The sequence below is a fragment of the Prochlorococcus marinus XMU1402 genome, from assembly GCF_017696205.1.
Lineage (GTDB): Bacteria > Cyanobacteriota > Cyanobacteriia > PCC-6307 > Cyanobiaceae > Prochlorococcus_A > Prochlorococcus_A marinus_AC.
In genome coordinates this window covers 277,839-304,200 of the sequence record NZ_JAAORD010000002.1, presented here as the reverse complement: position 1 = coordinate 304,200, position 26,362 = coordinate 277,839, and the positions used below count along the sequence as shown (strand labels likewise).

40 protein-coding genes and 1 tRNA gene are annotated in these 26,362 nt (G+C 28.9%); 17 read left to right on the top strand and 24 right to left on the bottom strand.

The annotated features are described in order from the left end of the window. Positions 1-69 precede the first annotated feature (69 nt). Positions 70-687, top strand: coding sequence for a DUF938 domain-containing protein (locus HA141_RS07855; protein WP_209118574.1), 618 nt, complete (start codon positions 70-72; stop codon positions 685-687). A gap of 50 nt (positions 688-737) precedes the next feature. Here HA141_RS07855 and HA141_RS07850 read toward each other — a convergent pair whose 3' ends face one another. The 3 genes from HA141_RS07850 to HA141_RS09745 form a co-directional block, all read right to left on the bottom strand. Then, positions 738-899: a hypothetical protein gene (locus HA141_RS07850; RefSeq protein WP_209118572.1), complete on the bottom strand. Its 162-nt coding sequence runs from the start codon at positions 897-899 to the stop codon at positions 738-740. A gap of 117 nt (positions 900-1,016) precedes the next feature. After that, positions 1,017-2,180: a fatty acid desaturase gene (locus HA141_RS07845; RefSeq protein ID WP_209118570.1), complete on the bottom strand. Its 1,164-nt coding sequence runs from the start codon at positions 2,178-2,180 to the stop codon at positions 1,017-1,019. A 241-nt stretch (positions 2,181-2,421) separates the two neighbouring features. Beyond that, complete coding sequence (locus HA141_RS09745) at positions 2,422-2,553, bottom strand: hypothetical protein (protein WP_257008834.1); 132 nt, start codon at positions 2,551-2,553, stop codon at positions 2,422-2,424. A 187-nt stretch (positions 2,554-2,740) separates the two neighbouring features. Here HA141_RS09745 and HA141_RS07840 point away from each other — a divergent pair, with 187 nt between their 5' ends. Next, on the top strand, positions 2,741-2,881 hold the full coding sequence (locus tag HA141_RS07840; protein ID WP_209118568.1) for a hypothetical protein: 141 nt from the start codon (positions 2,741-2,743) through the stop codon (positions 2,879-2,881). A gap of 260 nt (positions 2,882-3,141) precedes the next feature. On the opposite strand, the gene HA141_RS07835 is transcribed toward HA141_RS07840, so the two are convergent. Both HA141_RS07835 and HA141_RS07830 read right to left on the bottom strand, forming a co-directional pair. Beyond that, a complete protein-coding gene (locus HA141_RS07835) occupies positions 3,142-3,294 on the bottom strand; it encodes a hypothetical protein (protein ID WP_209118566.1) in 153 nt (50 codons plus the stop codon). After that, complete coding sequence (locus HA141_RS07830) at positions 3,287-3,445, bottom strand: hypothetical protein (protein WP_209118563.1); 159 nt, start codon at positions 3,443-3,445, stop codon at positions 3,287-3,289. The genes HA141_RS07835 and HA141_RS07830 overlap by 8 nt, the downstream gene beginning before the upstream one ends. 256 nt (positions 3,446-3,701) lie before the next feature. Here HA141_RS07830 and HA141_RS07825 point away from each other — a divergent pair, with 256 nt between their 5' ends. Next, the gene (locus HA141_RS07825; RefSeq protein ID WP_209119246.1) at positions 3,702-3,884 is read left to right on the top strand and encodes a hypothetical protein; all 183 of its coding nucleotides are present in this window, start codon (positions 3,702-3,704) and stop codon (positions 3,882-3,884) included. A gap of 3 nt (positions 3,885-3,887) precedes the next feature. Here the strand turns inward: HA141_RS07825 and HA141_RS07820 are convergent, their stop codons facing one another. Both HA141_RS07820 and HA141_RS07815 read right to left on the bottom strand, forming a co-directional pair. Continuing rightward, entirely contained in the window at positions 3,888-4,994 is a 1,107-nt protein-coding gene (locus HA141_RS07820) for a fatty acid desaturase (RefSeq protein WP_209118561.1), read from the bottom strand. Positions 4,995-5,346: 352 nt separating this feature from the next. Further along, positions 5,347-5,535: a M protein gene (locus tag HA141_RS07815; RefSeq protein ID WP_209118559.1), complete on the bottom strand. Its 189-nt coding sequence runs from the start codon at positions 5,533-5,535 to the stop codon at positions 5,347-5,349. Between the two features lie 205 nt (positions 5,536-5,740). On the opposite strand from HA141_RS07815, the gene HA141_RS07810 reads away from it, so the two are divergent. Further along, a complete protein-coding gene (locus HA141_RS07810; protein ID WP_209118557.1) occupies positions 5,741-6,067 on the top strand; it encodes a restriction endonuclease subunit S in 327 nt (108 codons plus the stop codon). A 3-nt stretch (positions 6,068-6,070) separates the two neighbouring features. On the opposite strand, the gene HA141_RS07805 is transcribed toward HA141_RS07810, so the two are convergent. The 3 genes from HA141_RS07805 to HA141_RS07795 form a co-directional block, all read right to left on the bottom strand. Next, positions 6,071-6,406: a DUF805 domain-containing protein gene (locus tag HA141_RS07805; protein ID WP_209118555.1), complete on the bottom strand. Its 336-nt coding sequence runs from the start codon at positions 6,404-6,406 to the stop codon at positions 6,071-6,073. Between the two features lie 65 nt (positions 6,407-6,471). Next, positions 6,472-6,636 carry a hypothetical protein gene (locus tag HA141_RS07800; protein WP_209118553.1) on the bottom strand — a complete coding sequence of 55 codons (165 nt, stop codon included), beginning with the start codon at positions 6,634-6,636 and terminating at the stop codon, positions 6,472-6,474. A 611-nt stretch (positions 6,637-7,247) separates the two neighbouring features. Next, entirely contained in the window at positions 7,248-7,427 is a 180-nt protein-coding gene (locus HA141_RS07795) for a hypothetical protein (protein WP_209118551.1), read from the bottom strand. 281 nt (positions 7,428-7,708) lie between these two features. Here HA141_RS07795 and HA141_RS09740 point away from each other — a divergent pair, with 281 nt between their 5' ends. After that, positions 7,709-7,840 (top strand): hypothetical protein, encoded by a 132-nt coding sequence (locus HA141_RS09740; protein WP_257008698.1) that lies wholly within the window; start codon positions 7,709-7,711, stop codon positions 7,838-7,840. A gap of 66 nt (positions 7,841-7,906) precedes the next feature. On the opposite strand, the gene HA141_RS07785 is transcribed toward HA141_RS09740, so the two are convergent. Beyond that, positions 7,907-8,077, bottom strand: a complete 171-nt coding sequence (locus HA141_RS07785) for a hypothetical protein (protein WP_179852245.1) — start codon at positions 8,075-8,077, stop codon at positions 7,907-7,909. Between the two features lie 116 nt (positions 8,078-8,193). Continuing rightward, a complete protein-coding gene (locus HA141_RS09665; protein WP_209118546.1) occupies positions 8,194-8,445 on the bottom strand; it encodes a cupin domain-containing protein in 252 nt (83 codons plus the stop codon). A 119-nt stretch (positions 8,446-8,564) separates the two neighbouring features. On the opposite strand from HA141_RS09665, the gene HA141_RS09735 reads away from it, so the two are divergent. Continuing rightward, positions 8,565-8,699 carry a hypothetical protein gene (locus tag HA141_RS09735; RefSeq protein ID WP_012008254.1) on the top strand — a complete coding sequence of 45 codons (135 nt, stop codon included), beginning with the start codon at positions 8,565-8,567 and terminating at the stop codon, positions 8,697-8,699. 197 nt (positions 8,700-8,896) lie between these two features. On the opposite strand, the gene HA141_RS07775 is transcribed toward HA141_RS09735, so the two are convergent. Beyond that, on the bottom strand, positions 8,897-9,769 hold the full coding sequence (locus HA141_RS07775; protein ID WP_209118544.1) for an EamA family transporter: 873 nt from the start codon (positions 9,767-9,769) through the stop codon (positions 8,897-8,899). 139 nt (positions 9,770-9,908) lie between these two features. Further along, positions 9,909-10,145, bottom strand: a complete 237-nt coding sequence (locus HA141_RS07770; protein ID WP_209118542.1) for a hypothetical protein — start codon at positions 10,143-10,145, stop codon at positions 9,909-9,911. 185 nt (positions 10,146-10,330) lie between these two features. Between HA141_RS07770 and HA141_RS07765 the strand changes: the two genes are divergently transcribed. The 6 genes from HA141_RS07765 (at position 10,331) to HA141_RS07745 (ending at position 14,575) form a co-directional block, all read left to right on the top strand. Beyond that, positions 10,331-11,575: an NAD(P)/FAD-dependent oxidoreductase gene (locus HA141_RS07765; protein ID WP_209118540.1), complete on the top strand. Its 1,245-nt coding sequence runs from the start codon at positions 10,331-10,333 to the stop codon at positions 11,573-11,575. 119 nt (positions 11,576-11,694) lie between these two features. Beyond that, entirely contained in the window at positions 11,695-12,444 is a 750-nt protein-coding gene (locus tag HA141_RS07760) for a GAF domain-containing protein (RefSeq protein ID WP_209118538.1), read from the top strand. 87 nt (positions 12,445-12,531) lie between these two features. After that, the gene (locus HA141_RS07755) at positions 12,532-13,017 is read left to right on the top strand and encodes a DUF2214 family protein (RefSeq protein WP_011863482.1); all 486 of its coding nucleotides are present in this window, start codon (positions 12,532-12,534) and stop codon (positions 13,015-13,017) included. Further along, positions 13,014-13,556: a DUF1643 domain-containing protein gene (locus HA141_RS07750; RefSeq protein WP_209118536.1), complete on the top strand. Its 543-nt coding sequence runs from the start codon at positions 13,014-13,016 to the stop codon at positions 13,554-13,556. Before HA141_RS07755 ends, HA141_RS07750 begins: the two co-directional genes overlap by 4 nt. 65 nt (positions 13,557-13,621) lie before the next feature. Continuing rightward, positions 13,622-13,750, top strand: coding sequence for a hypothetical protein (locus HA141_RS09730; protein WP_257472126.1), 129 nt, complete (start codon positions 13,622-13,624; stop codon positions 13,748-13,750). A 93-nt stretch (positions 13,751-13,843) separates the two neighbouring features. Beyond that, positions 13,844-14,575, top strand: a complete 732-nt coding sequence (locus HA141_RS07745) for a pirin family protein (protein WP_209118534.1) — start codon at positions 13,844-13,846, stop codon at positions 14,573-14,575. Between the two features lie 13 nt (positions 14,576-14,588). Here the strand turns inward: HA141_RS07745 and HA141_RS07740 are convergent, their stop codons facing one another. Then, the gene (locus HA141_RS07740) at positions 14,589-14,903 is read right to left on the bottom strand and encodes a hypothetical protein (protein ID WP_025923472.1); all 315 of its coding nucleotides are present in this window, start codon (positions 14,901-14,903) and stop codon (positions 14,589-14,591) included. 86 nt (positions 14,904-14,989) lie between these two features. After that, positions 14,990-16,420 carry a UDP-N-acetylmuramoyl-L-alanine--D-glutamate ligase gene (gene murD / locus HA141_RS07735; protein WP_209118532.1) on the bottom strand — a complete coding sequence of 477 codons (1,431 nt, stop codon included), beginning with the start codon at positions 16,418-16,420 and terminating at the stop codon, positions 14,990-14,992. Between the two features lie 100 nt (positions 16,421-16,520). Here murD and HA141_RS07730 point away from each other — a divergent pair, with 100 nt between their 5' ends. Continuing rightward, a complete protein-coding gene (locus tag HA141_RS07730) occupies positions 16,521-16,787 on the top strand; it encodes a hypothetical protein (protein ID WP_025913802.1) in 267 nt (88 codons plus the stop codon). On the opposite strand, the gene HA141_RS07725 is transcribed toward HA141_RS07730, so the two are convergent. Beyond that, on the bottom strand, positions 16,782-17,711 hold the full coding sequence (locus tag HA141_RS07725) for an oxidoreductase (protein ID WP_209118530.1): 930 nt from the start codon (positions 17,709-17,711) through the stop codon (positions 16,782-16,784). The genes HA141_RS07730 and HA141_RS07725 overlap by 6 nt on opposite strands. 108 nt (positions 17,712-17,819) lie before the next feature. Next, positions 17,820-18,569 (bottom strand): NAD-dependent DNA ligase, encoded by a 750-nt coding sequence (locus HA141_RS07720; RefSeq protein WP_209118528.1) that lies wholly within the window; start codon positions 18,567-18,569, stop codon positions 17,820-17,822. Between the two features lie 276 nt (positions 18,570-18,845). Between HA141_RS07720 and HA141_RS07715 the strand changes: the two genes are divergently transcribed. After that, positions 18,846-19,994, top strand: coding sequence for an FAD-binding domain-containing protein (locus tag HA141_RS07715; RefSeq protein ID WP_209118526.1), 1,149 nt, complete (start codon positions 18,846-18,848; stop codon positions 19,992-19,994). A 142-nt stretch (positions 19,995-20,136) separates the two neighbouring features. After that, positions 20,137-20,688: a DoxX family protein gene (locus HA141_RS07710; RefSeq protein WP_209118524.1), complete on the top strand. Its 552-nt coding sequence runs from the start codon at positions 20,137-20,139 to the stop codon at positions 20,686-20,688. Here the strand turns inward: HA141_RS07710 and HA141_RS07705 are convergent. The 6 genes from HA141_RS07705 to HA141_RS07680 all read right to left on the bottom strand — a co-directional run bounded on the left by HA141_RS07705 (position 20,680) and on the right by HA141_RS07680 (position 23,635). Next, entirely contained in the window at positions 20,680-20,853 is a 174-nt protein-coding gene (locus HA141_RS07705) for a hypothetical protein (protein WP_209118522.1), read from the bottom strand. The two genes, HA141_RS07710 and HA141_RS07705, sit on opposite strands and share 9 nt — an antisense overlap. 74 nt (positions 20,854-20,927) lie before the next feature. Then, on the bottom strand, positions 20,928-21,479 hold the full coding sequence (locus tag HA141_RS07700; protein WP_209118520.1) for a pyridoxamine 5'-phosphate oxidase family protein: 552 nt from the start codon (positions 21,477-21,479) through the stop codon (positions 20,928-20,930). Beyond that, positions 21,472-22,089 (bottom strand): methyltransferase family protein, encoded by a 618-nt coding sequence (locus HA141_RS07695; protein WP_209118517.1) that lies wholly within the window; start codon positions 22,087-22,089, stop codon positions 21,472-21,474. The genes HA141_RS07700 and HA141_RS07695 overlap by 8 nt, the downstream gene beginning before the upstream one ends. A 66-nt stretch (positions 22,090-22,155) precedes the next feature. Then, positions 22,156-22,227, bottom strand: a tRNA-Val gene (locus HA141_RS07690). Between the two features lie 49 nt (positions 22,228-22,276). After that, complete coding sequence (locus tag HA141_RS07685; protein WP_209118515.1) at positions 22,277-23,068, bottom strand: photosystem II S4 domain protein; 792 nt, start codon at positions 23,066-23,068, stop codon at positions 22,277-22,279. Next, positions 23,069-23,635, bottom strand: coding sequence for a hypothetical protein (locus tag HA141_RS07680; RefSeq protein ID WP_209118513.1), 567 nt, complete (start codon positions 23,633-23,635; stop codon positions 23,069-23,071). It lies immediately after the preceding gene. Positions 23,636-23,734: 99 nt separating this feature from the next. Between HA141_RS07680 and serA the strand changes: the two genes are divergently transcribed. Both serA and prmA read left to right on the top strand, forming a co-directional pair. Further along, positions 23,735-25,321 carry a phosphoglycerate dehydrogenase gene (gene serA / locus HA141_RS07675; RefSeq protein WP_209118511.1) on the top strand — a complete coding sequence of 529 codons (1,587 nt, stop codon included), beginning with the start codon at positions 23,735-23,737 and terminating at the stop codon, positions 25,319-25,321. An 18-nt stretch (positions 25,322-25,339) separates the two neighbouring features. Next, positions 25,340-26,242: a 50S ribosomal protein L11 methyltransferase gene (gene prmA / locus HA141_RS07670; protein WP_209118509.1), complete on the top strand. Its 903-nt coding sequence runs from the start codon at positions 25,340-25,342 to the stop codon at positions 26,240-26,242. The last annotated feature ends 120 nt before the right edge of the window (positions 26,243-26,362 follow it).

The window sequence follows — 26,362 nt, the reverse complement described above, 5'->3', positions numbered from 1 at the left end:
ATTGAGACAGGTTAAATAATAAAGATTTTAGAATTATTATTTTAACTGAAGCGCCCAATTTTACTAGTTTTGGATAATAGACTTTTTTTTTCAGCAACTCAAAAAAATAGGGACTGCATTGGTGATGTACTCTCCAGAGTTATAAAAAAAGGTTCTGTATTGGAAATCGGCAGTGGCAGCGGTGAACATGGAGTATTTTTTCAAAAACGCTTTCCTGGAATAATTTGGCAAACGAGTGATCCTGAGTTAGTGCATAGAAAAAGTATAAGTTCTTGGATTGAGTATGAAGACTTAACTAGGAAAATGCCTCAACCTCTTGAGATTGATGTAGAAAAAATTCCTTGGAAAATTCCATTTAGATTAGCTCATTCTTTGCAAGGAATAGTCTCTATAAATATGATTCATGTAGCACAGTGGTCTTCTACTGTAGCACTCTTTAGAGAGTCAGGAAAATTATTAAATAAGGGAAAATTTTTGATATTGTATGGGCCATTTAAAATTTGTAATAAGCATACAAGTGAAAGTAATTATTTTTTCGATATTTCATTGAAAATGCAAAATGATCTTTGGGGTATTAAAAACCTTGAGAAAGTGTGTGATGAGAGTAAGAAAAATGGTTTTTCTCAAGAAGATATTATTAGTATGCCTGCAAATAATTTTTCAATAATTTACAGAAAAGTTTCCTGATAAGTTAAATAAAATTTCAATAAGTTATCCAAATTTGCCATATTAGATGATCAACTTGATAGTTTTCTGCTCCATTCTTTATGCTTTTGATCTAAATCTGAAATTTTTTCGTTTAAACTCAATTGTCTTTCTAATAATTCAACTTTTGTAAGTGTTATTTTTTCCGAATAAAACTTAATAGGCTGCTTGCCATGCAAATTGTCACCACTCATAGAATTAAATTACTTAGATTAATTTCTAAGATGAAAATTTTGTTATCGCTAATTCTTTTATATTCTTTTCAGATTTGCGTAAATTAATGTGATAAAGAATCAATGTTTGTTGTGTTTTTAATCCACTTTTTTGTATATAGATTGCCATATATATCTTCTGTTGATGTCTGACTTAACAGCAACGCAATTGCAAGCAATATTCCATAGAGCTTTGTGTATTGGATCAGGATTAAAAAGATATGCTTTTTTAAAGGCTTTTTTAATTAGGACAGTTGCCTTTTTTGCATGATAATGAGGGATTGTTGGACATACATGATGAACAACATGGCTAGACCCTATATTGTGATGAAGAAAATTAAGGACTCTACCGTATGGCCTGTCAATAGATAGAAATGCTCCTCTCATAAAGGAAAATTCCGTATTTGAAAGATGAGGCACATCTGAATCTGTATGATGAAGCCATGTATAAATTACAAGCCAACAATTAACAACTAATAAAGGACCAAAATACAAAGCAATTACTGGAAATATTCCATACTTGTAAACTAAATAAACATTGCCCATTAATGTCAAACCTACACCAATATCGGATATCCAAACTTTCTTGGCCCATATTGATGGCCATAATGCCTTTGAAAATGGTTTAATCGGCCAAAAATGATTTGAAGTTCCATATTTAACACCTCCCGTACTTCCTGTAAGTAAATAAGCAGGCCAGCCAAATATTAGATGTAAAACAAGTTGAAGAATGCCGTAATTTTTCTTGCCTAAGGAATTTGAAAAATGTAATTCTTTTTCTCCTCCAACTTTTTCTGTAACTCCATTCCCTTTAATGACTAAAGGGACATGAGTTTCTCCATTGGTTATGTTATTTGTGAATCGATGATGAACTGCATGAGAACGTTGCCAAGAAAAATAAGGCACTAGAAGTAATGAATGTAGTAAATAACCAGTTATAGATTCCAATCTCTTATTTTTAGAGAATGCTCCATGCCCACATTCATGCGCAATTACCCAAAATCCCATAGCAGTGGTGCCTGATAGTAATGCGTAAATAATCCAAATTGGGATCATTTTTAGGGTAAATGGAATAGATAACCCTATTGCAACTACTAATGATTGGATTAAAGCTGTTTGTAAAAGATACCTCAAAGAAGTTTTGGTATTGCTCTTAAAGTAGTGATCTGGGATAACATCCTGAAATTCTTTTATGCTTGGAATATCTTTATCCTCTATTACAAGCGCTTGGCCTTTAAGACCTGAAAATTTTATATTACTCAAATTTTTTTGATTAAGAATTTTGTTAAATAAAATTGAATTTATATATTCTATCATCCATCACAGGATCTCATAATGAAAAGAATTTATAATTCTTTTAAATAAAGTATTTATGATTTTAATTTCATTTTCAAATAAAATTATTTGTGTTGAACATTTTTTATTTTTTATTGCAAGCCTTTATTTATCTATTTAATTCTTTTTTATGTTGATTAAATTTGCTCTTCCTTAAAGCTTAATTAATTTAAAGACCGCGTATATACCTCTTAGGTAAACCAGATTGTTTACGTGGTTTTACTAGAATAGGTAAAACAATAACTCCTACTGTAAAAAGACAGATTGGAGCAACTACCATCAATATAGATTCGAGAGACATAGAAAATTTCTAATTTATTAATTAATAGCAGGGTTGTTTTTAAAAGTCATGCGTATTTATATCTATTAAGTGAGAATATATTCAAAATTTTTATAGATTATTAAGTAAAACAGAAAAAAAGATTAAAAAATATCAATTTTTTCATAATTCGTCCTAATTACTTAAACATCATTAAAAACGATTAATCATGGAACAAGAAAAAAATTGGATGCTTATGACTTATTATTGTCCAACTCATGGCGATTCAGGTTTAGTAAAACCGATTCAACTAACAAAAAAAGATATTAGTCAAACATTCTTAAAAAAAGGTAGAAATTCTAAAAATTAATATTAAAAATGAAATCTTAGATTTTTTGAAAATGTTCTAAATCTTGATTGAAATCTGATTAATTAAAAATTGATATCTTACAAAAATCCCATAATCTGCCTTTCAGCAGCAGTATTAGTAAAAGTATTAAAAAAGAAATTTCTAAATCTAGTTTGACTTTAGATCATTAAAAACCTTTTTAAATATTAATATTTTCTTTGATACTAGAATCAAATTTTTTGCGAAATTAATAATTTAATAAGTTTATGAAATGATAATTTTTAACCTTGATCATAATCGCATGTCAATTCACATTGATTAAGGTTATCAGATGATATCTTTTCTAAAATTCTTAACATATCAATTTCTGAAAGCTCTCCATTCGAGTTCCATTTCAAAGTTGTTTTCCTTTGAGGTGAATTTTTTTTATTCATTTTGATCACTCCCTTTTAAGTGAATTTCTAAACAACGAGTAATACATTCTTGATGACCATCCACAATACTGCATTCAGTAATACACTCAAAATATGAATTTATAGAATCTATTTCTGTATTTTGGTTGGTAGAAAGAAATGAATCATTCATGATTTTGTGAGATTTATTTGGAATAGAGATATAGCATGAAATTATGTTCAATAATTTAATTTATTAAGTTAATTTGAAAAAATAAGTATTATTTACTAAATTTATTTTGCGCCTATTTTACCTTTAAAAAGGTAGTTATAAACTTCTTTTAAAAGAGAAAAGGAAAGCATATTCTGATTATTTATTATTAATTTTATAAGGTAATCTTCTAGAAAATCAGCATAAAGACTGATTTACTTTTTAGTAATTTAGTTGGATGATAAAGAGTACACTTTTAGATTTTCAAATGAAATCAGTAATTAATTGGCTTTCGAAAATGTTAGAGAGTATGGCAAACGCTTTTATGCATCCTTTAAAAAATGATTTGCCTCCATCTATAGGTGCTCATGCATATAGCAGTATTCCTCTTAAAAGAAAATTAAGAAGAAGGTTTAATTAGGTATTAACCTAGTGGGATTAATTTTTCATTCTTATTATCCCAAATAATATATTTGAAGCAGTTTGAAAAATCGCTTAATTTTAAGAACTTTGAATGATGAAGCAAATGAATATTTGCTTCATGACAAGCTCTTAAGTTGTAATTTGGTATTCTCTCAGAAAGATGATGAATGCTGTGGAAAGAGATGTCTGCTAGAAACCAATTTAGCCAATTAGGTATATCTAAATTGCTACTTCCCAAAATCGCTCCATCGATGACGTCCCAATTTTTTGTATTTTTAGCATATGCATTTTTATAGTTATGTTGGACGAAAAAGATACATATTAAAATTGCGGCTGATAGGGTTAATACTAAGGAATAAAATGATAAGAAAAAAGCTAAACCAAACCATTTACACATGAAAATCCACCCTATTATTACTACTATGTTATTTATTATTAACTCAAAGAGTTCACTAAAATTATCTCCATAATCTGAAAAAGGAGGTCTAACTCTTGAATTAATAGTTAGTAGTTTAGAGAGTTCTTTGCATTTAATTTTTGTAAAAGTTTCTTCTAATATATCTTTAGTGAAATTAAATATGATAATAACCATTCCTAACCTAGGTTTTAAAACTAAGTAATAAAATCCTCCAGGGAAAAGCATTATCCAGTTTCGACTTACTTTATAAAATATTTTATTTCTTTTTGTAAGGGAATTATATTCTTCAAGACTTAAAACATCTATCGGGCCTTTATAAATTTCCCAGTTTCCATTATTTCTATGATGAAATGCATGATCAATTGACCATGATTTTTGGGGAATACCATTTACCAGACCAAGCAAAAATCCAAAAAAGCGGTTTAATTTACGTTTTGTAAAAAGAGAATTATGACCGCAATCATGCATTAATGAGAATGTTCTTGAAGAGAATAGAGTTAGGAGACAAATAATAGGTATTAGTAAAGATCCTTTTATCAATAATGAAAAAGGTTGATTTATTATTTGGTAAATGATTAACCAAATAGAAATTATTGGGAAGATGGTAGAAATAATTTGATAGGAAGCTCTAATATTGTTTCTTTTTAGAAATGGCTTTATTAAAAAATCACGTCTATTTACTTTAAGCATATTTATCTTAATTTTTTTGATAATAAAAATTTATACAAAGAATTGATTATTTAATAAACAATAATTATTTTAAACATCATACTAAAGAATGAATTCTTTAGACATAGTTCTCAATTGATCTAGATTTAATCTTTCCAAATAATTTTTAAAGTCAATAAGATTCTTAGTAGAGTCCGAATTTTTACTCTCGAAAAGAAGGCTATTAGAAATTAAATCAATAAGATGATCTTTATCCATAGTCCCCTTATAGACCATAATTCCTGTTAAAAAAATTAAGGTCTTGAATTCGAGATCATTAAGTCATCTCTACAAGAGTAATTTTTTATGAATTTTTTAAATCTTGTTCTATTTTTTATAAACTTTGATTTAATTCTTTTTGTTCCCTAATTAAGGCTTTTTTCTTTTCTGCACGTTCTTTGTTCATAGGAGAATTGAAATATTTTTGGTAAGAGAACCAAAAAACTGCTACTGCTACTGCAATACCAAGAGCACCAATTATTAAAATTGGAGATGAAGGAAAGTCATAAAATGGAATAGACAATTTTCTTTAATAAAAATGAATTCTAAATATCTCATAAACAAAAAAATGAGTAATAAATACTTAATTCTTTAAGAAGTTTTATGGGTAATTTTGATAGTTATTTATTTAAAAATAAGGTTTTTTTAACTAAATTTAAAAAATAAGTAATTGTACAGCTGTCAAAGAATGAATAAATAATAATGATTAAACTAGCAAATTTTTTTTCATGAAGAAAAACATAAATAAAAAACATAATAAAAACGAACCATGGTTAAAATGGTTAACAAGAGAATTTAATTCTTATGAAGCTTTTCAGGATTTCGAATTAGGCAAGAATCCAAAAGATGTTGCAGAGGATTTTATTTCTAGAAATAGTATTGCTATTTCAGAAGTTTTTGAGAATTTTGATGAAGAAGATAAAGATACACTTGATCAATTTCTTAAATTAACTGAATGCGAGATGCATGTATTTAGAATTCTTGAAAAACAAATAGAGTTAAGAAACAAGATAAGATTTGTAGATTTTAAAAAAAGAAAAAAAATGAAGAGTTAACTTCTATATAAGTTTATTTTTCCCATTACCTGTCTTACCAAAGCCTAACCAGATAAACCATAAGATCCATCCGATGATAGGTATTAAATTAATAAAGATCCATTTCCAATCTTTCCCAAAGTCTCTGATTCTTCTAATATCAATAGCTATTTGAGGAATAATACAAACTATTCCATATGCATTGAAACCAAATGTTTTTAAAAATATTGGGATAGTTAAGAAAGAAATTATAAGATTCGCTAATTGGACTAACCACCAATCCGATCTAGAGGTGAATCCTTTGAAGTCTGTAGCTTTAATCCAAAACTCTTTATATGCACTTATAAAATCATTAAACATAAATTAAAAATCCAAAGAATTTAACGTTATTAATTTAATCTTCAATTTATCAAAATGTTATTTATTTACTGAATAGGATCAAATAAATTCATATCATTTGAATCTTTTTTTGGGATATCATCTTGATTGGGTAATGAACAGAATCCGTCTTTGCAAATCATCTTTTCTTTTGCAAGACTTGAAGTCTCTGAAAATATATTATTATTGTTATTTGATGATTCTTTAAGCATTAATTTAAAAAAATTAAATCCAACATTAAATTAATAACTCAATTTATTTTGATAAGCAACAAAATTAATATTAATTATTTATTTACTTTTTTTGATTTGGCAAATCTCTCCAAAATAGCGCCATTATATAAATGAATAAAAATATAGAACAAATATAAAGTAAAGAATTTAGATGCATGTTTATTTATTAAAGTAATAGCTGAGAGAGGGCCTTTCACAAAAAAGGGATTTCATTGGATTTTTATTTGTTTAACTTAACAATCTTACAAATTCTAATATTTATTTAAGTTTTTTATGATTTCCCAAACTTTCATATGGAAAAGTTTTAAATATTACGAATATAAATTTTATTTAGTAAAGCTTACAAAATCTAAGAATTTAATAAATTCAATGAAAATTCAATATTTTTAAATATCTTTTGTGTTATTTAGGATCTATCCTTATTCATTTCTGTAAGAGCTTTACTACCTTCTTTAAGGGTTCTCAAGACAAGCCAAGACAGAGAATAAATAATAAGAATAGTAAGGATTATTAGGGAAATTTGAGTTGTATCAAAATTGTTAAACAATTTACCGATTTTTTCAGTGATTGTAATTTAAAATCAAAAAATTTCAAACATCAGTTCTAGAGTAAGCAGGTATCAGCATTCCTCCATCTTGGTCATCGTTATCATCATCAAATCCACCCCCTAGAAGTAACTCAATGATTACAAGTACAGCTATCGGATAAAGACACCATAATATTGCTGTAAAAGGACTTACTGCTGAAGAAGCTGAGTAAAATTCTGTCATGCGTTGATCCTAATCTAAAGAAACAACAATTGTGGATCCTCCAGGAAGTGTTATTCAGTATTTCTATAAATATTTTTTAAACTTTTCTCTGTCGCAAGAATAAATCTTTAGTATATATTGATATTTTTATTCTTAAATATGAATTTGAATAATAATTTTTTTGTACCTACTGAGAAACCAATAATGACATAATGAATCGCGTATTTGTTATTTTTTATACTTAACAATAATTGTACTATTTTGATTCAAAAACTATTATTTATCTTGATTTTATAAATTCTATGTTTTCTTTCACTTTTGATCCTTTGGCTGCGATATTTGGTATATCAGGAATTGTAGGCTTCTTTTTCTTCGTTTCTGCTGCTAAGGGAACTTCCAGTATCAATACAAAACCAAAAAAGGAATTAGATTAGAAGTTTTTCATTCAGAAAACTAAATTTAGATTTTAAATCTAGTATTCTTAAAAGGCTTGTTAATTATTACTTATTCCATTTCTTAGAAATAAACTCAAGAAAATCTTTTAGGTCCTCTTCAGGACAATTTGTTTGTTTTTGTAAATCAATGCAAATTTGCTTAATATTTTCAAAGGCCTTTTTTACTATTTCGTTTTTTTCGATAACCTCAAAATATTCTTGATCAGTAAAAGGCATAATCTTAGTTCCCCTTTTGAAAATTATTTAGTAACCATATTTTATCTGCATTGAATTAGCAGTAAAGAAAGAAAAAATCTTTTTTCTTAAATCTAGCTGCCCAATCGGTAATGTTTTTAAATACTTTTGGTTATTTCCCATTCGCAGTAAAGTCCAGCAGGAAACTCAACTAGATCTCCAGCTTTTATAAAATAAATGTCACCGTTTTGAGTACTTATTTTTGCTTGGCCTTCAATAATTAAGCAAATTTCCTTTTCATCGTAATTCCATTTAAATTTGCTTGGCTCACATTCCCAAACAGGCCAATTTTTTATTCCATATTGAATGATTACTCTTGTACTACAAGGTGAAGTGATTATAACTCTCACGAAATAGTTCGGATGTGTTTTTTCATTTTACAAATAAAAGAAATATTTATTTTCGAGAATGTGTATTTCTTTACTGTCTTTTATTTTTTTTCGTTTATCATAAAAAAAATTTCTAATTTATGGATGAGCTTTCTGTATTGTCAATTTCGCTATCTATAGCTTCTTTAGGAATATTTTTTTTATTTTTCGCTTCAAATGATGATGATGACCAAGATGGAGGTAAGTTGATTAAATCATTAGAAAGAATTAACTAATTCCAAGTAAATAAAACATTTAATAGAGATTTATAACCTATAAAGCCTGCATAAATGCAGCTTAAAAAAATAACATAAACTTCCAATGTGCCGAGTCTTTTTTTCTTTAATGTTTTCATTTTTTTGAGTGTTTATAGGGTAATTTTATTTAATTTGATTTTTATTAACATGAGTATTTTTTACATTAACTCAGAGATTTAAAGAATTATTAATGTCAAGCCAAAAAATAAAAAACAAGTAAAAAATATTATTTTTTTGGTAATTTCTCTTTCCTCAGTCTTAGCAAAAAATAAGGAAATTACTGGAGATATGCTTAATAAAGCCCATCCTACTCCTATGGGAAGGGTTTTAAACACAACTTGTTGTAGAAATATTCCTACATTTGTTCCAAGAAGTATTGAAATTAAAAATCTTTTTTGTTGTTTTTTGTCTATGTTTTTTAAGAAAAAATTAATCTTAAATCCTTTTAGACTAATTAAAAAAATTATTGCACCTAACAATCTTATTTCAGTTGTAAGGAAAGGAGATAAATTGCTTTGAAGGAAAACCATCCTTGATAAAAGACCTCCAAGAACAGCACATAAAACTGATAAAAAAGGATAAGCAAAAATCTTAAAGTTATTTTTTTCTGAGAAAGAGGAGTTTTTCTCTTTAAAATCGTTACCTTTTTTGAGAATTATGAATAGCGAAATCGTTACTATAATTATTCCAACCCATGACTTAGTTGTTAAATTTTCATTAATAAAAAATTCCCCTGATAAAGCTGCAATCAAAGGAGAAAGAGTTTCTATAGATAAAGTTTTTCTTGTGCCAATTGTTTGAAGTGACTTTAAATAGAAAGTATCACCTAAACCAATACCTATTATTCCACTAATTAGTAGGATAAATATGTTTTTTAATTCAGTTGTAGAACTTAGATTGATAAAAGCAGGTATAAAAATTAAAAAAGCTATTATATTTTTTATTAAATTAATATCTATTGATTTATATTTTTGAGTTTGCGAGCGCCAAATAAAGCACGCATATGTCCAAGATGTAGCAGCTCCAAAAGCAGAAAGGATTCCAATCAAAACGAATAATTTTAAAAAATTTTATTTTATAAATTGAGTAAATGCTAAAAAGAATACATAAATAAGAATCAAAATCCCTGGTAAGTACTGAATTAGTGATTTGAAATTATTTTTTTTCATGTTTCTAAAATGATTTAATTTAAACAGTTTTTTTATTAGTAGGGTACAAACTCTCTAACTTCTTTCTTCTTTGAATTTTCGCATTAATTCTTTCTTCTTTTTGTTTTTTCTTGATCTCATCATTTATTTTATTTTGTCTATATCCAAGCCAAAGTAGAACCCAAATAACAGAAGTTATTAAAAGAAGAGCAGTATATTGACCAGTCATAGGAAAACTGGCCTCAGAATATTTAACGTAAGAAAATAACAAACTCATTTAATTAACTTAAAGCATAAAAATAACGACTGTGTTGATTTTTCTAGAAATTTAAAAATTAGCGAATCGTAGCTATTTATTATGTAGTTTTAAAGTTTTATATGTATTTTTTTATGGTTTTTGGACTAATTTTTCTTTATAACTAATTGCTATTATCAGATTGAAGCATATTAAATAATAAGTTTTTGGAACCTTTTGATTTAGCAGTTGTTGGAGGCGGTGCAGCCGGTTTTATGACAGCAATAACTGCTGCTGAAAATGGAGTAAAAAGAATAATAATTCTTGAAGGAACTTCAAAACTTATGGAGAAAGTAAGGATTAGTGGAGGGGGAAGATGTAACGTCACTAATGCGACATGGATACCGAATGAACTAATTGAGAATTACCCCAGAGGTGGAATTCAGCTCTTGGAATCATTTAATCGTTTTGCTGCTGGAGATGTATATGATTGGTTTGAGAAAAAAGGTTTAAAATTAAAAATTGAGGAAGATCTAAGAGTATTCCCAGTGTCTAATTCTTCTTCAGATGTTATTGATTGTTTGAGAGAAAGTGCTTTATCAAAAAACGTAGAGATACTAACAAAATTTTTTGTAAAAGAAATTGCAAAAACTCCAGATAATATATTCAATATTTTTAGTCTTAAAAAAGCAAAGGTAACTGCAAAAAATATTATTCTTTCAACTGGAGGTAATCCAAGCGGATATAAATTAGCTCAAAATCTTGGACACACCATTATTAAACCCATACCATCGCTTTTCACTTTTTCCACAAAAGAACCAAATTTGGATGAATGTAGTGGGGTATCGATAAGGGGCATAGATATAGAGATTAATTTAAACAATAAGAATTTTCAAAACAGAGGCGATTTACTAATAACGCATTGGGGGTTTAGTGGGCCAGCAGTATTAAAACTTTCATCAATTGCAGCAAGGGAAATTTATAGCCAAAAATATAAATTTAATTTAATCATTAAATGGTCTTCTTTAAGTTATAAGGAGTTAAAAGAAAAAATTAATTATTTAAGATTAAATAAAGGCAAGGTGAATCTTATTAATAGTAGACCTGTTCCACTATTAACAAAAAGATTATGGATTTTTTTATTAAAGAAAATAGGTATTGATAAAGAGAAAAAGTGGGCTGATTTACTGGCAGATGAAAGGGAGAAAATGATAAATATTCTAATGAGGGATAAATATATAATTTCGGGCAAAGGTCCATTTGGAGAGGAATTTGTTACTTCCGGAGGCGTAAAAATTAATGAGGTTAATTTTAAAAGTATGGAGAGCTTAATTTGTCCAGGGTTATTTTTTTCTGGAGAAGTTTTGGATGTTGATGGGATCACTGGTGGATTTAATTTTCAACATTGTTGGACAAGTGGATGGATCGCTGGGATGGCAGTCTCAAAGTTAAATCAATCAATAATAAATTAATAAGTAATAAATCAGTAAGTAACAATTCAATAAGTTTATCTTTTTTTTATTAAGTATTAGACGGAAAAAGTTTTTTGGAGAAACTTTAATTTTAAAGTTTTAATTATTGGTGAAGATTAATGCAGAATCTTGTATCAAAAAAAGAAGAAGAGGAAAGAAGATTAAAAGCTTTAGCAGAATATAGGATTTTGGGAACCAAGCCAGAATCATGCTATGACGATATTACAAAAATTGCTGCTACAACCTGTAATGTGCCTATTTCTTTAATGACATTGGTAGACAAAGATAAACAATGGTTTAAATCCAAAATAGGACTTCAAATATCAGAAACTAGAAGAGATTGGTCTTTTTGTACCCATGCAATAAAAGAAAATAGTCCATTAATTATTAATGATGCTTTCCAAGATGAAAGGTTTATAAATAATCCTTTGGTAACCGGAGACCCTAAGATTCGTTTTTATGCAGGTTTTCCCCTTAGAAATAGAGATGGTAATAAACTTGGAACTCTTTGTGTAATAGACAGAAAGCCAGGAAATCTAACTACACAACAATTTAATATTATGGAATTATTATCCAAGCAAATAGTTTCATTTTTAGAGCTTAGAAAAAAGTCATTGAACTTGCTAGATGCTTTATCTAATTTGCATAAACAGGAAGGTATTTTATCTGTCTGTTCATATTGCAGAGAAGTGAAAAATAAGGAGGGCGATTGGATGCATTTAGAAAAATATCTTTCGAAAATTAGTGATATTAGATTCAGTCATGGGGTTTGTGATAATTGTATGGAAAAACATTTCCCAGATGTAATCGAAGTGTGGAATAAAAAGGATTTTTTTGAAGATGGTCAAAAAAGGTTTTTAGAGTCTTAGATTTAATAACTTGCTTTTAAGTTATTAATTTATTTCTAAACAAATTCTTCATTTGGTGGTTAGGATTGTATAAATTTTGACTCGAACATGTTATTAGGAACTTTATTAACAGGTGAAATTGCTAAAAGTGCATTAGTAGCATATGTTCATTATTTAGGAATTATTTTGTGTTTCGGTTCTCTTTTGTTTGAAAGATTGACCCTAAAAGTAGGTCTTAATAGAAATGAGACGATCTCAATGATAATTGCAGATGTGGTTTATGGTTTGGCAGGAGTTGCAATATTAGTTACTGGGATTTTGCGTGTTAAGTATTTTGGTCAAGGAGGTGATTTCTATACGGGTAATCCTGTGTTTTGGATAAAGGTTTCGCTCTACATTTTGGTTGGCTTACTTTCTTTATACCCAACGACAACATATATTCTCTGGGCAATTCCACTAAGTAAGAATAAACTACCTGAAATTTCAGAAAACCTAGTGAAGAGGTTTAGACTAATCATTACCACCGAATTAGTTGGCTTTGCAACAATACCTTTGTTCGCAACTCTTATGGCTAGAGGTGTAGGTTTAGGTTGAAAAATTTATTTTTAGAAAGAAATTGTTTGATAACTGCAAATAAACTATATAGGTGGAGTTTAAGTTATAAGATTTCTAAATCTAAAAAAGAGATTATTTTTATTGGTCTAAATCCTTCATTATCAGATGCAGTTTTCTTGGATAATACAACAAAAAAGATAATTAAAATCTCGAAAAATAATAATTATGGCAAAGTAAAATTAATCAATTTATTTGCTCTTATTTCAAGTAATCCAGCAAGACTCTTTAATCACAAAAACCCAGTTGGGTATTTAAACAATAATCATATTTTTAAAAACTTAAAACACTGGTCTGAAAATAAAAATTGTGATTTATGGTTAGGTTGGGGTAACAAAGGGAAATTTCTAAATAGAAATAAAAGAATATTAAAAAAAATAATGCAATATAACTCAATCAGAAAAAATAATTTTGATAACCCTCTTGGACCGCTTTTAATTAAGAAAACAATCAAAGATAATCCAATACATCCTCTATACTGTTCTGATCATTCTATTCTCAAAGCTGTAAAAACTATTTGATGCAAAGGTTTAAGAGGTAATTAATTAAAAATTATGTTAAGATATCTTTAAGGACGGGTTAAATTATGAGTAACACAAAGCAACTGCAAAAACTTAAAAACTTAAATGTAAAAGCAGAAAAATGCCTTACAAGAGATGAAGCACAAAAAATATTGATAAAGGCTAATAAGGCTCAAAGTAAAATAAATTTTTAATTTTATAGTTGCTTTTTTTAGGAATAATTTATCAAAAAAATTTTACAAATATTTTTCTAATTATTTAGAATTTTTTTATTCTATTTAATTTTCATGGTTTTTAATATTATTAAAATAAGAAAATCCGATGATAGATTTTTATCAAGAAGAGATTGGCTGCATTCAATGCATTCATTTTCTTTCGCAGAGCATAGAGATCCAAAATGGGATAATTTTGGGAAAATTAGAGTTATAAACGAAGATATTATTTCTCCTAATGCAGGATTTAATACACATTCTCATGCAAATATGGAAATTATTACTGTTGTAACAAAAGGAGCAATAACTCATAGAGACTCTTTAAACAATCTTGGAAAAATTCACAAAGATGAAGTACAAGTTATGTCTGCAGGTACTGGAATCTCCCATAGCGAGAAGAATGAAGAAAATGAGAACTGTAGGTTGTTCCAAATTTGGATATACCCTCAAAAAGAAAATATCAAACCTCGATATGATCAAATTTCATTAAATGAAAAGTTGTGGGATAATCTTATTTTTAATTACAAAGACGGTAAAAATAATAAGCTTTTTCTAAATCAAAGTATCTCTTTATGGCGTTGTAAGTATAAGCCAATTAAAGAAAAAAAATTGCCATTAAAAATCGATAAATATAATTGGATACAAATAATAGAAGGTAATCTTTTATTAAAAAGTAAATACTCTAATTCAAATATATTTCTCGGATCTGGAGATGGCTTGGGTTTTGAAGTAAATTATTATGATGATGTTTCTATAGATACTGAAAAAAACTTAGATTTTCTCTTATTTTCGATGCCTTCCTTATAATTTATCTGTTATTTTACCCATCAACTCCTTTATTAAATGCATTTAAGGCTTGCAAAGCCATATTAAGGTGAACTTCCATAGCACCAAGTGCAATTAAAGAATTTGGTGATTTATCTTTTAGTAAATTCTCTTTTCTTTTTGATAACTCATTAACTACCTTCTTAGTTGAAGCCTCCCAATTGTTGATTAACTCTTCAAATTCTCTTTTTTCAGGGCTTTCTATTTCGGCTAATTCATCAGAAAAATGAGAATCCTTTTGTGCCTTAAGCATCAAGTAACTTAATTTTTTATGACTTATTGCTTGAGGTAAATTGTTAGATTCACTCATTGCTAGTAGTTAATTTATAGTCAAAATCTAACTAATTAAGTGAATATTTGCTAGAGGGTAAACGGTTGTGATGACCGACCTGAAAATTACGTAATGTTACTTGAACAAAAAATGGATTTATTAACCTTTAATTTTTCACTTATTAGTTTCTTGAAATAATCTCCACGCTCTTCATAATTTTTAAATTGATCAAAACTAGAGCATGCAGGTGAGAATAATAATGTTCCGACCCTATTATTTTGTAAATAATGAAAAACAAAATTTAAAAGCTCTTTTAGTTCTGAAAATTCAAAAATATTTTTTTTAAATCCTTCATTAATAAGCGCCATTTTTAGGACTTTTGAGCTTTCTCCAAAAAGGAAAACATATTTAACTTTTTTCTTTAAAACTTTTATCCACTCACCATATTCATTACCTTTTAATCTACCGCCAGCAATGATTATTATTTGGCCTTTAATTGAACTTATTCCTGCAATAGATGAGTCAAAATTCGTAGCTTTACTATCATTAATGATTTCAAGATTATTATTTTTATAAATTGTTTCCATCCTATGGGGTAATTGTTTGTAATTAGATAAAGAATCTTTAATCTTCTTGCCAGATAATCCAACTTTTCTCGCTGCTGCAATTACCAATAAAAGATTTTGAAGATTATGCATTCCTTTTAAAGAAAAATGTTCAAGTTTGAATAATTTCTTCCCTCTCTCAACAATGTACGCTTGTTCATCTATCCAATAATCGCAATGAATAAAATTTGATTTATCGAAACTAGTTGTTATCCAAACCCCTCTTGATAGCGAACTGTAGTGATTTCTTAGGTTTTTATCGTCATAATTATAAATTCTAAAATCTGATTTTTCTAACAAGCTTTTTTTTATGTTGAAATAGTTTTCAAGTGTTTTATGTCTTTCAAGATGATCTTCTGTGAAGGTTGTCCATATTCCAATATTAGGTTTTACTTCTGGAGATATTTCTATTTGATAACTGCTTAATTCAGCTACAACCCAATCAATTTTTTCATGTTTTTTGGAGTGAGCATACTTACATAAAGGTGTACCAATATTTCCAGCAAAAGGAGCATATAATCCAGTATCACAGAGTATATGGCTTAGTAGATGAGTAACAGTAGTCTTGCCATTAGTGCCAGTAATACCTATCCAATTTGTGTCTTTTAAAATTTCCCATGCAACATTAATTTCTCCAATTACTTTAATTCCCTTTTTTTTTAATTCAATAATAGTTATATGGTCATAAGGTATTGATGGACTTACAACAACAGATTCGATCTCTTTCAAAAAAGGTTGAATTTCTTCAAATACAAATTCTTTATTTAGAGAAACTATGATATTAAGCTCTTCTAATGCTGTTTTTCTTTCTAAGAATTCTATCCCATCTTTACTTTCCCAAACAATTACTCTCTTATTGATGCTTCTCAAATACTTGGCAGCCCAAAATCCAGATTTACCTAATCCAATTACAAGATTAATATTTCTTTTACTTGAAAGATTATCTATCATTAAATTTATAATTGCATTTATATTAATTGTGTTTAAAGGGTAATTCAATCATGAGATTTTTCTTCAGTATTTATAGTATTCGCCCAATAAAAGTTAATTAATGGAAGATAATACTGCAAAATATTGGTTCTCTTGGTTTTATGAAAAGTGGGAGAAAAATGCTCCAGGTGAATTAATTGAAAAGGGTTTAACTCCGTCTCAGATTGCTGAACGCTTTGTTAATGAAAACCATGATAGTTTTATTCAATTGTCAAAAAAAATTGATGAAAAAAATTATGATGCCTTAACAGAATTTATGAAACTTTCAGAGAGTGAATTACATATCTTGAAGTATTTTCTAAAGTTAGTAAAAATGAAAAACTTATAAGAAGTTATTAAGTATTTCGAGGCTTTTTTCCCATAAATTTTTTCTTTCTTTTTTATTCATGGCGAAAGGAGAAGTAGGGGATAGTTTTGGATGACCTCTGAAATTAAATCTAGGACCATAATGATCACCGCCTCTTGCATCTGGTGAAGTAGCTGCAAAAAGTTGAGGTAAAGCACCCATCTCAGCAGTTTGAAAAATAGGACTAAATAATTCCAATGAGAATGTTTCTAATGGACCAGGGTTAGGTTTTTGAGCAGTAAAGAGATTTGTTTTTGCAATTCCTGGGTGAGCAGCTAAAGAAAGTATATTTTTGTGCTTTAAGTTCTCATTTAGTTCCAAAGCAAACATTACATTTGCCAATTTGCTATTGGAGTAAGATTCCCATTTGTTGTAATAGTTCTCGGCTTTCAGATTTTTCCAACCAACTTTGCCAAAAAATTGTGCTCCGGAAGTCACCGTCACTATTCTAGATTCTTCTTTTTTTTCAATAATTGGAAGTAGCTTTAGAGTCAAAAGCATATGAGCTAGATGATTAACTGCAAATTGTATTTCATATCCTTGGGCACTAAGAGTTTTAGGCGGATGCATAATGCCTGCATTATTGATTAATAAATCCAAATTTTCAAAATTATCAAAAATTTTGGACTGAACTTCAACAATATTGTTTAAATCTGACAAATCTAATTCTATAGGTGTAAATAATCCTTCAAGATTAAGGACTTTAAGTTTTTTGATAGTTTGATTAGCTTTTTCAAGTGATCTACAAGCTATAACAACATGAGCATTTTTTTCTGCTAAGGCCTTTGCAGTGTAGTATCCAAGACCACTATTCGCACCAGTAATTAGCGCTGTTTTGCCTGTAAGGTTTGGAATATTAGATGTTTCCCATTTAGAGATTTTAGGTCTTGAAATAGTGGCAGTCATTTAGTAATCCTGCAAATTGCTTTGGAATTTAACCAAAATTTAATTACTTTTCTACTGTAAATACTGGAAGTCAGTATCGTGAGCTCTTATTGAAGGTACTATTTAATATTATTTTTCAATTGCATATTGCCATTCGTTTTTTTCAGATAAACTTTTCTCTCTAAGTAACTGTAATTTCCTACTATTTATTTTTACAACTATCCCATTAGTTGGATATTTCGCAAATATTTTTTTCTCTAACCAATTTTTTTTATATATTTGGATTTCGCTTGTATGATTTGTGAAGTAACTGTCAGGGGTGCTGAAGCCACATTTTTTAAGATAGTTAAGGGTTTCGTATTGATTAAGTCTTCCATTAAGTATTTGGAAACAGCAAAAGCGGAGACTTTCTCCAATCCCGTTCTTATCATTGAGGTATTTTCTTGTAATTCTTTGGGAAATGCCGGCAACTTGGTTTGTAGCGTATAGTTCACCTCTAATTTGAAAATCTCGTTTGATAGGAATACAATCGGGGACGTTTTTAATTTGTTTAATTTTGCTTGAGACATCAAATCCTTTTTTTGTAATAGCTTTATTAAAATTGCCATCTAGATATCTAATTGCAATAGCACAGCCATCAATTTTTGGTTGAATGCTTAATCTTGTTTTTGTTAATAAACTTTCCAAAAATTCTTTAAAGTTTTCTTTGGCTAATTTTGGCAAAAGTTTATTATTTTTTTGATTAAAGTATTCAGGCTCTCGATCAACAGGAATAAAGAGCTTTTCGAGTTGCTTAAATGCATCATCCGAAATTATGCCTTCACCTATTCTGTATTGTTCATCAAGATACTTAACATCTCTCACTAATAAATTATTCATAATAATTTTGATAAGTATTTAAAAATCTTTTAGAAAAAATCATTTAAATAAAGATTTGAAAATTAAAATTAGATCTAAAAAGTAATTGACCACTAAATATCCTCCTATTCAGAGAGCGATTTAAGAGTATAAAATGTACTTATAAGACGTTTAAATTAAATACTTCAATCAAACATATTTACTTAAAGTGCAATAGAAAATTTTAAGGACTAATTTAAAGACAAATTTTTGAAATTTCTATCAAAACAAAAAAAAATTTTTTAAAGTTATGAGAAAATGTCATTTTTATTAAAAGCTCAAAATACCTGGGAAAATTTTGCGAAATATAAAATCAATGATTATGCAAAATTAAGAAATTTTGATTTTGGGCCAAATAACGAAAGTTCAGTTTCAAAATTATCGCCTTTCATTACTCATAGAATATTATCGGAATATGATCTGATCCATGATATTAAAAGTAAGTACAAAATCAAAAATTCAACTAAATTTGTTGAAGAAATATTTTGGAGAGTTTACTGGAAAGGGTGGATGGAAAATAGACCTAAAGTTTGGAGAAATTTTATTTTAGAAAACAATCTCGATTTTGATTATGAGTTATATGAAAGTGCAATTAATGGCAATACAGAATTAGATTTTTTTAATTCTTGGGTAAATGAATTAAAGCAGTACAACTATTTGCATAACCATACAAGAATGTGGTTTGCGAGTACTTGGATATTTAATTTAGGCCTTCCATGGCAATTGGGAGCAAAGTTTTTCTTTAAATATCTTTTTGATGGAGATGCTTCATCTAATCTCCTTAGCTGGAGATGGGTCGGAGGATTGCAAACTAAGGGAAAACAATATCTTTTTGCATCATCAAACCTCAGAAAGTTTTCAAATAATAGATTTAATGTAGAAAAAATAAGTAATCAACAAATTTATCTTGAAGAATCTCATCAAATTCCATTTGAAGATGAGATTTATAAAAATGATATGGATCCTAAATCAGATAATCTGATTATGTTTGAAAATGATCTGCACCTTGCAACCCTTAAAAATTTACTTCCAAGCTATAAAAAAGTATTTATTATTCTTTTAAAAAATGAACAAAGACAAATTAAATTGTCTGAATCTGTATTGAAATTTAAACAAGATTTGGTCTCTGAATTTTTAGAGCAATTTGATAATGTTGAACAGATTGATCCTTATTCATTGGAAAATACTTTTAAAAATACTAACGAAATAGACATTATTTATCCTGGAGTGGGAGAAAATTATGATTTCATAACTGAGTTTAAAAATCTATACCATAAAAAAATTTTTAATCTTGTGAGGGATGAAGATTTATTTGCTTGGAAATTTGCTAAAAGAGGGTTTTTTAAATTTAAAGAAAATATTCCAAAAATAAATCAGAGAATATTAGAAAATTTTTCAAAAAAATAATTTTTAACTTAGTTGAATTCCTAATCAGAAAATAACCCCTTTGGTAAGTAGGTATAAATACTTATTTAGACGCGACTTTTGCTCTTTAATCCACGATGGATACTGTGACTAGTTATTTTTACTTAAGGACAATTTTTTTATAGTGCTTTCAAAAATTCTTACCAAGTCGTTTAGCAAAGATACTGCTTTATTAATTCTTAGAGTTATAACTGGAACTGTTCTTATTCATCACGGTTATGAGAAATTAGCAAATATAGAAAATTTCGCTGATGCTTTTGTAAGACCATTACATCTCCCATTCCCAATATTTTTATCATACATAGCAGCATTCTCAGAAATAGGTGGTAGTTGGTTACTAATTATCGGCTTAGCCACAAGATTCGGAGCTTTGGCAATTGTTGGAACAATTTCTGTCGCTATATATCATGCACTTGTTACTTCAGGTTTTAATATTTTCTTACTAGAGCTTTTACTTTTGTATTTCGCTTCAGCAACTTCAATTGCATTAACAGGCCCCGGTAATTTCTCCTTAGATGAAGTCATTATCAGAATTTTGAAATCAGAAGAAGAAGAGGAAATTATACCTTCAACAAGAGCAAAAGCTTCCAAGCAAGATGAAGTTAAAGAAGAAACAAGTAAAGGTGGTTTATTCCAATTTTTGCAAGCGAACATACTCTCAGATACTTCAAGCTAACTTCTTAGGATAAAGATTATTGATTAGCTCTAACCTTTTTCGATAACTATTTCTCTTCTCAAGTCTTATCTTAATTGTTGCTTCAGAAAGACTTATAAATAGCCCTATCGCTGTTACCCAAGATAAAAAAATAAAAGGGTTTTCTGGAATTTCTGAGAAATTCATATGAATAATACTTCTTTTTTAAAACTGACTGATCACTGTATGTTTTTCAACCTAAATATACAATTTAGAAATATTTAAGGATTAATTTCAACTTTTTCCCATTTATTAATCTTTTCCCAAAGATATCGTTTATGAACAGGTTGTTCTAATTTAAGAAGATCTACTGAATCAATCTCAAAATTTAGAACTACAAAATTTTTTGTCTTGGGTAGATTGGATAATATTTCATAAGTAGATTGGACTTTTGGGTTTATTTTCTCTCCAGGAGATCCCCAAAACCAAGAAGATTTTGATTTTTCTGATAATAAATCCCAATAATTTTTGTTATCACTTAATTCATGTATTTTTCCTTTGAATCTATATTGCGATTTCGTTTTCAAAAAGAACCATAAGATTTCTGCATTAGGGTTAGATTTTAAATGCCCAATTTTTTCACTTCTTCTATCTGTAAAAATAATCATTGAACTATCTTTATGCCATCCTCTGAAAACAACTGTTCTTAATCTTGGCTCATTTTCTTTGCTGACTGTTGCAAGCTGTATCCATCTATTAGAGGGTGATTTGCCCTCTTTTTTTCTAGAAGATTTTAAATCTTGCCTCCAACTGGGTAAGTTGTTATCAGGCATTTAATTTAGGTAATATAAGACCACTTTTCTTTTTGTATTCTTCGAATGAATCATATTTTGAGAGCGATTTATCTTTTTTTATCATTCTTGGTAGAAAAACTATAGAGAAAAATATTGCAAGAATTACTAATGGTATGAAACTCATTGAAAGTATGGCAAATGATAGATAAATTAGTATTTCTCCTAGATAATTTGTATTCCTTATATTTTTGAAAAATCCTTCTTTAATTAGATCTTTTTTTAATTTAAGAGAAAAATATTTTTGGGCATCACTAGCAAAGTGTAGAAACACACCAATTATATTTATAGATACAGAGGCAGCTATTACGATATTTGGAACAGATTTCTGAGATGAGATAAGAATGTAGGGAGCTACCCAGTAACTTCCAAGGAAAATAAAACCAGTAACTGAAGTTAAAAAATTTATTTTTTCTTTAAAATAAGGATCTGGAAATATCTTTTCTTTTAGAAGCCAAAGTAATCCATAAGTACCATGCAGAGCTAAATAAACGTAGGGAGCGATAGTAAAATTATCAAAAAAAATCATAAGACCTACCACTACAAATGCAGTGAGCCCCTTATGTAGATTAATTATTTGATTAAGTTTCATTTTTTTAATAATCTAAAAAATGAAATTATTTTCTGTGGATATAACATAGGTCTTCAAAAGTTTTAATGGGCGATACTGGATTCGAACCAGTGGCCACTACCGTGTCGAGGTAGTGCTCTACCACTGAGCTAATCGCCCAAATTGAGGAATTTTTAATACCCCTTATAAGAAAATAGCAGGTTGCGTTTCATTTTCTAAGTAATTTAACTTTCCAGCGTTCTCTTTTGGTTATTTCTAAATTTAGAATTTCGATAAATCCTTTATTTTCAAGTTCTAGTTTATCGCCGATTTTTAGATTAATTGTTGGCTTATTAACTTTGCTTCCATTTAATCTGAGCATTCCATTTTCTATCCTTTCAATGATTTTGGTTCGTGATACCCTAAAGCCAGCTGAGGCTATAGCATCTAATCTTGTTGAAGCTTCTACTGTATTGACAAGTTTTTTTGATCTTCCAGAGGGTATTTGTAATTCATCTATATCTACTAAATTAACTTTTACTTTTACGTCTCTTAAATAAAAAATCTTTTCATCTAGATGTTTAATATCTGAATTATCAATTATCCCTTGTGCCCCCCTATCGCCAATAGTCCATATATCTCCAACTTTTATTTGATTAACCCCATTTTCAATTAAGAGGGATCTAAAGTCGTCTTGTGTAGCATTATCAAATAAAAAATTTCCACTAATTTTTATTCCTTGAGCTGGAAAATTACTTTTTAGCGCATCCTCTGCAGGAATATTATCTCCTCTAAAGCAAGCTATCCTAGATCTTTGAGAAGAGGAGAATCCTCCATAAATAAAAAATTTAAAATCATTTAAATTTTCAAAATCTTTTAAAATCTCTTCGCAAACATAAGTTGAATTAAACCCAGTCCAATAAGTTTCCCAGTGTTTGTAAGCTAAGTTAGAAATATTTATTAATTCTTCAGCTTCTTTTTTGTAGTTTGAATTTATTAAGATTTCTTTTAAGTTAATCATTTAGCCTTCTAAAAAAATTATATCTTTTGCTTCTGATTGTTTTATAAATGCCCAAGGTAATTCAGTTCCAATTTGATTTTCAAGCAGAACAAGCCATTTACCCTCTTTATTTAAATTTATAATTGATCTCAACTCTTTATTCCTATTAATATTGATACTTGCAGAAGAAACGACACTACCTAAATATCCTGAAACCATTCCTAAAAGACCTCCAATTAAGGATTCACCAATGTTATTCAAACCAAGAAAACTGAAAGTAGATAAATTTGTCATATTAGAAAAAGCTATTCCAGCTATAAAACCAAATGGCATTAGCCATCTACTCATTTCTTTTTGTCTAATCTTTCTATCAAGTTTAGGATTTAGAATTCTTATATCTTCAAAATTTTGAGATTTGAATAAGATATTTGCTTTCGAATTTAGCAATTTTGTTTCGTCTGATGATATTTTCTCACTTATTGGTGGGATCAAAATAGCTTCAGAGAGCATTACTGATTTTTCTTTGAAAACATCAAATAGCTGGATACATTTATCAATGTCTTCAAATATCACAATACTTTTAGTCAAATTTCAATCCTCAAATGTTTGTGTGTTATTCAAATTAATAAAATAAGATACATACACTATAGATTAAGTTAAAGTAAAAGATTAAAGAACCAATCTTAAATGACAAAAGTTCTCATTACAGATCCAATTGATCAAACAGGAATCGATATTCTTTCACAAGTTGCTCAGGTTGATCAGAAGATAGGAATCTCAGACTCTGAGTTAGCTTCCATTATTAAAGATTATGATGCTTTAATGATTCGCTCTGGTACTCAAGTGACTGAAGAAATTATTAACTCTTCAAGTAAACTGAGAATCATTGGGAGAGCAGGAGTTGGAGTCGATAATGTAGATGTTAAGGCTGCTACGCAAAAAGGAGTCCTTGTTGTTAATTCTCCAGGCGGTAACACAATAGCTGCGGCTGAACATACTATAGCCATGATGTTGGCCTTATCTAGACATATTCCAATTGCTAATAGTAGTACTTTGTTAGGTAAATGGGAGAGAAAGAAATTCGTTGGGAATGAGCTTTATAAGAAAAAATTAGGTGTTGTAGGTTTAGGGAAAATTGGTGCTCATGTAGCAAAAGTTGCTAATGCATTAGGAATGGAAGTTTGCGGATATGATCCCTTTGTTTCAACTGAAAGAGCTCAACAAATCCAAGTTAAACTATCTGATCTAGAAGATTTATTCCAACAATCCGATTATGTAACTTTGCACTTGCCTCGCACACCAGAGACAGAAAATTTAGTAAATATGGAGGTGCTTAAAAGTATGAAAAGTAGCGCAAAATTAATTAATTGTGCTCGAGGAGGCTTGATTGACGAAGAGGCATTAGCAGAAGCTTTAAATAAATCAATGATTGGAGGCGCTGCAATAGATGTCTTTTCTAAGGAACCTTTGGAATCTAATTCACCACTTTTGAAGGTTGAAAAGAATCTTATTCTTACCCCTCACTTAGGAGCATCTACTAGGGAAGCACAAGAAAATGTAGCTGTTGATGTTGCAGAACAAATCAGAGATGTCTTGCTCGGGTTATCTGCTAGAACTGCAGTAAATATACCAGGTTTGAACCCTGATATTATGGATAGCTTAAAACCTCATTTGCAGTTGGCAGAAACAATGGGTATGCTTATTAGTCAGCTTTCAGGTGGACAGATTCAAAAACTGGAGGTGAAGCTTCAAGGCGAATTTGTTCAACATCCTTCCCAGCCATTAATAATAGCAAGTCTAAAAGGCCTTCTAGGTAAAGCTTTAGGAGATAGGATAAATTACGTAAATGCTTCTCTAGAAGCAGATTCCAGGGGTATTACAATTGTCGAAAGTAAAGATGAGGCAAGACCTGAATTTGCTAGCGGGTCGCTTCAATTAACCACTTATGGAGATAATGGCGACCATAGCGTAGCAGGAAGCATTTTTGCTGATGGGGAATTAAGAATTATTAGTATTGATCAATATCCTGTTAATGTATCGCCAAGTAGATACATGCTGGTTACTAGGCACAGGGACATGCCTGGTATTATCGGTAAGCTTGGTTCTTTATTGGGTAGCAATAATGTAAATATTGCCTCAATGCAAGTTGGGCGCAAAATTGTTAGAGGAGAAGCTGTTATGGTTCTAAGTATTGATGATCCAATTCCTAATAAGTTGCTTGACACCATTATTGAAGTTGAAGGAATTACCAATGCTAATCCAGTTACTTTATAAAAAGTCTGAATCTACATAATGGCAATTAAAGATTGGTATAAACTAACTTTTCTGATAGATAGTGATTTAGAAGAAATTATTATTTGGAAACTAAATGAACTGGGAATATTTAGTTTTTCATTTGAATATTTAATTAAAAATGAAAATAAAAAAGAGGTGAATATATGGCTTCCAGTTGATGATTGGGGCGAGAGTTCTAGGTGTGGTTTTGAAAAAATAATTAGCAAACTTCTAAACATTAATGCTCCTAAGAATCAATTTTTTGAATGGAGTATTATTAAAGAGGAGGATTGGTTGATAAGCTGGAAAAAATATTGGGCGCCTGAATTAGTAGGAAATCATTTTTTAATATTGCCTTGTTGGATAGATCTAAATGAAAAATTTAAAGATAAAAAAATCATAAAAATTGATCCTGGAGCAGCCTTTGGTACAGGAAGTCACCCTTCGACTTATCTTTGCTTGGAAAAAATGGAGAATATTTTATTTTCTGATAAAAAGATATTAGATATTGGAAGTGGTAGCGGTATTTTGAGTGTCGCAGCAAGATTACTCGGCGCTGAAGAGGTTTGCGCAGTGGATAATGATTATTTAGCTATAAATTCAACTAAATCTAATTTCCAACTAAATTTCGGTAATTTGGACAAGTTAAATACATATTTAGGATCTTTCAATGAGGTAATTTTAAAAAATCAACTTGAACAATTTGATTTTGTTTTATGCAATATTCTTGCTGAAGTAATAAAAGGAATGATTCCAAATATTTATAAGTGCTTGAGAAACAATGGGGAAGTCATTTTCAGTGGAATTCTGAATTCGCAAAAGGATGAAATTATAAAAATATTAATTCAGAATGACTTGAAATTATTGGATGTATCAATTAGAAAAGATTGGGCATGCATTTCTGCGCAAAAAAACCAGTGATCCAATCTAAGTATAAGTTTTTCTTATAGATACTCTTTCATACATTTTATTGTGTCATTTTTTACTTCAAAATCTCACATATCGACCTAATCGATGTTAAAAATGTATGTGATAGGTATT

Coding starts and splice junctions, on each gene's coding strand:
- HA141_RS09745 (WP_257008834.1), bottom strand. CDS start 2,553: ATGTCTCTCGAATCTATATTGATGGTAGTTGCTCCAATCTGTCTTTTT.
- HA141_RS07835 (WP_209118566.1), bottom strand. CDS start 3,294: ATGAATAAAAAAAATTCACCTCAAAGGAAAACAACTTTGAAATGGAAC.
- HA141_RS07685 (WP_209118515.1), bottom strand. CDS start 23,068: ATGATTAACTTAAAAGAAATCTTAATAAATTCAAACTACAAAAAAGAA.
- HA141_RS07820 (WP_209118561.1), bottom strand. CDS start 4,994: ATGCTTAAAGTAAATAGACGTGATTTTTTAATAAAGCCATTTCTAAAA.
- HA141_RS07705 (WP_209118522.1), bottom strand. CDS start 20,853: ATGAATTTCTCAGAAATTCCAGAAAACCCTTTTATTTTTTTATCTTGG.
- HA141_RS07725 (WP_209118530.1), bottom strand. CDS start 17,711: ATGACTGCCACTATTTCAAGACCTAAAATCTCTAAATGGGAAACATCT.
- HA141_RS07810 (WP_209118557.1), top strand. CDS start 5,741: ATGAAGAAAAACATAAATAAAAAACATAATAAAAACGAACCATGGTTA.
- HA141_RS07850 (WP_209118572.1), bottom strand. CDS start 899: ATGAGTGGTGACAATTTGCATGGCAAGCAGCCTATTAAGTTTTATTCG.
- HA141_RS07785 (WP_179852245.1), bottom strand. CDS start 8,077: ATGCCTTTTACTGATCAAGAATATTTTGAGGTTATCGAAAAAAACGAA.
- HA141_RS07840 (WP_209118568.1), top strand. CDS start 2,741: ATGGAACAAGAAAAAAATTGGATGCTTATGACTTATTATTGTCCAACT.
- HA141_RS09740 (WP_257008698.1), top strand. CDS start 7,709: ATGTTTTCTTTCACTTTTGATCCTTTGGCTGCGATATTTGGTATATCA.
- serA (WP_209118511.1), top strand. CDS start 23,735: ATGACAAAAGTTCTCATTACAGATCCAATTGATCAAACAGGAATCGAT.
- HA141_RS07770 (WP_209118542.1), bottom strand. CDS start 10,145: ATGAGTTTGTTATTTTCTTACGTTAAATATTCTGAGGCCAGTTTTCCT.
- HA141_RS07795 (WP_209118551.1), bottom strand. CDS start 7,427: ATGACAGAATTTTACTCAGCTTCTTCAGCAGTAAGTCCTTTTACAGCA.
- HA141_RS07730 (WP_025913802.1), top strand. CDS start 16,521: ATGGAAGATAATACTGCAAAATATTGGTTCTCTTGGTTTTATGAAAAG.
- HA141_RS09735 (WP_012008254.1), top strand. CDS start 8,565: ATGGATGAGCTTTCTGTATTGTCAATTTCGCTATCTATAGCTTCTTTA.
- prmA (WP_209118509.1), top strand. CDS start 25,340: ATGGCAATTAAAGATTGGTATAAACTAACTTTTCTGATAGATAGTGAT.
- HA141_RS07720 (WP_209118528.1), bottom strand. CDS start 18,569: ATGAATAATTTATTAGTGAGAGATGTTAAGTATCTTGATGAACAATAC.
- HA141_RS09730 (WP_257472126.1), top strand. CDS start 13,622: ATGAGTAACACAAAGCAACTGCAAAAACTTAAAAACTTAAATGTAAAA.
- HA141_RS07700 (WP_209118520.1), bottom strand. CDS start 21,479: ATGCCTGATAACAACTTACCCAGTTGGAGGCAAGATTTAAAATCTTCT.
- HA141_RS07745 (WP_209118534.1), top strand. CDS start 13,844: ATGGTTTTTAATATTATTAAAATAAGAAAATCCGATGATAGATTTTTA.
- HA141_RS07740 (WP_025923472.1), bottom strand. CDS start 14,903: ATGAGTGAATCTAACAATTTACCTCAAGCAATAAGTCATAAAAAATTA.
- HA141_RS07825 (WP_209119246.1), top strand. CDS start 3,702: ATGATAAAGAGTACACTTTTAGATTTTCAAATGAAATCAGTAATTAAT.
- HA141_RS07715 (WP_209118526.1), top strand. CDS start 18,846: ATGTCATTTTTATTAAAAGCTCAAAATACCTGGGAAAATTTTGCGAAA.
- HA141_RS07755 (WP_011863482.1), top strand. CDS start 12,532: ATGTTATTAGGAACTTTATTAACAGGTGAAATTGCTAAAAGTGCATTA.
- murD (WP_209118532.1), bottom strand. CDS start 16,420: ATGATAGATAATCTTTCAAGTAAAAGAAATATTAATCTTGTAATTGGA.
- HA141_RS07760 (WP_209118538.1), top strand. CDS start 11,695: ATGCAGAATCTTGTATCAAAAAAAGAAGAAGAGGAAAGAAGATTAAAA.
- HA141_RS07830 (WP_209118563.1), bottom strand. CDS start 3,445: ATGAATGATTCATTTCTTTCTACCAACCAAAATACAGAAATAGATTCT.
- HA141_RS07695 (WP_209118517.1), bottom strand. CDS start 22,089: ATGAAACTTAATCAAATAATTAATCTACATAAGGGGCTCACTGCATTT.
- HA141_RS07805 (WP_209118555.1), bottom strand. CDS start 6,406: ATGTTTAATGATTTTATAAGTGCATATAAAGAGTTTTGGATTAAAGCT.
- HA141_RS07800 (WP_209118553.1), bottom strand. CDS start 6,636: ATGCTTAAAGAATCATCAAATAACAATAATAATATATTTTCAGAGACT.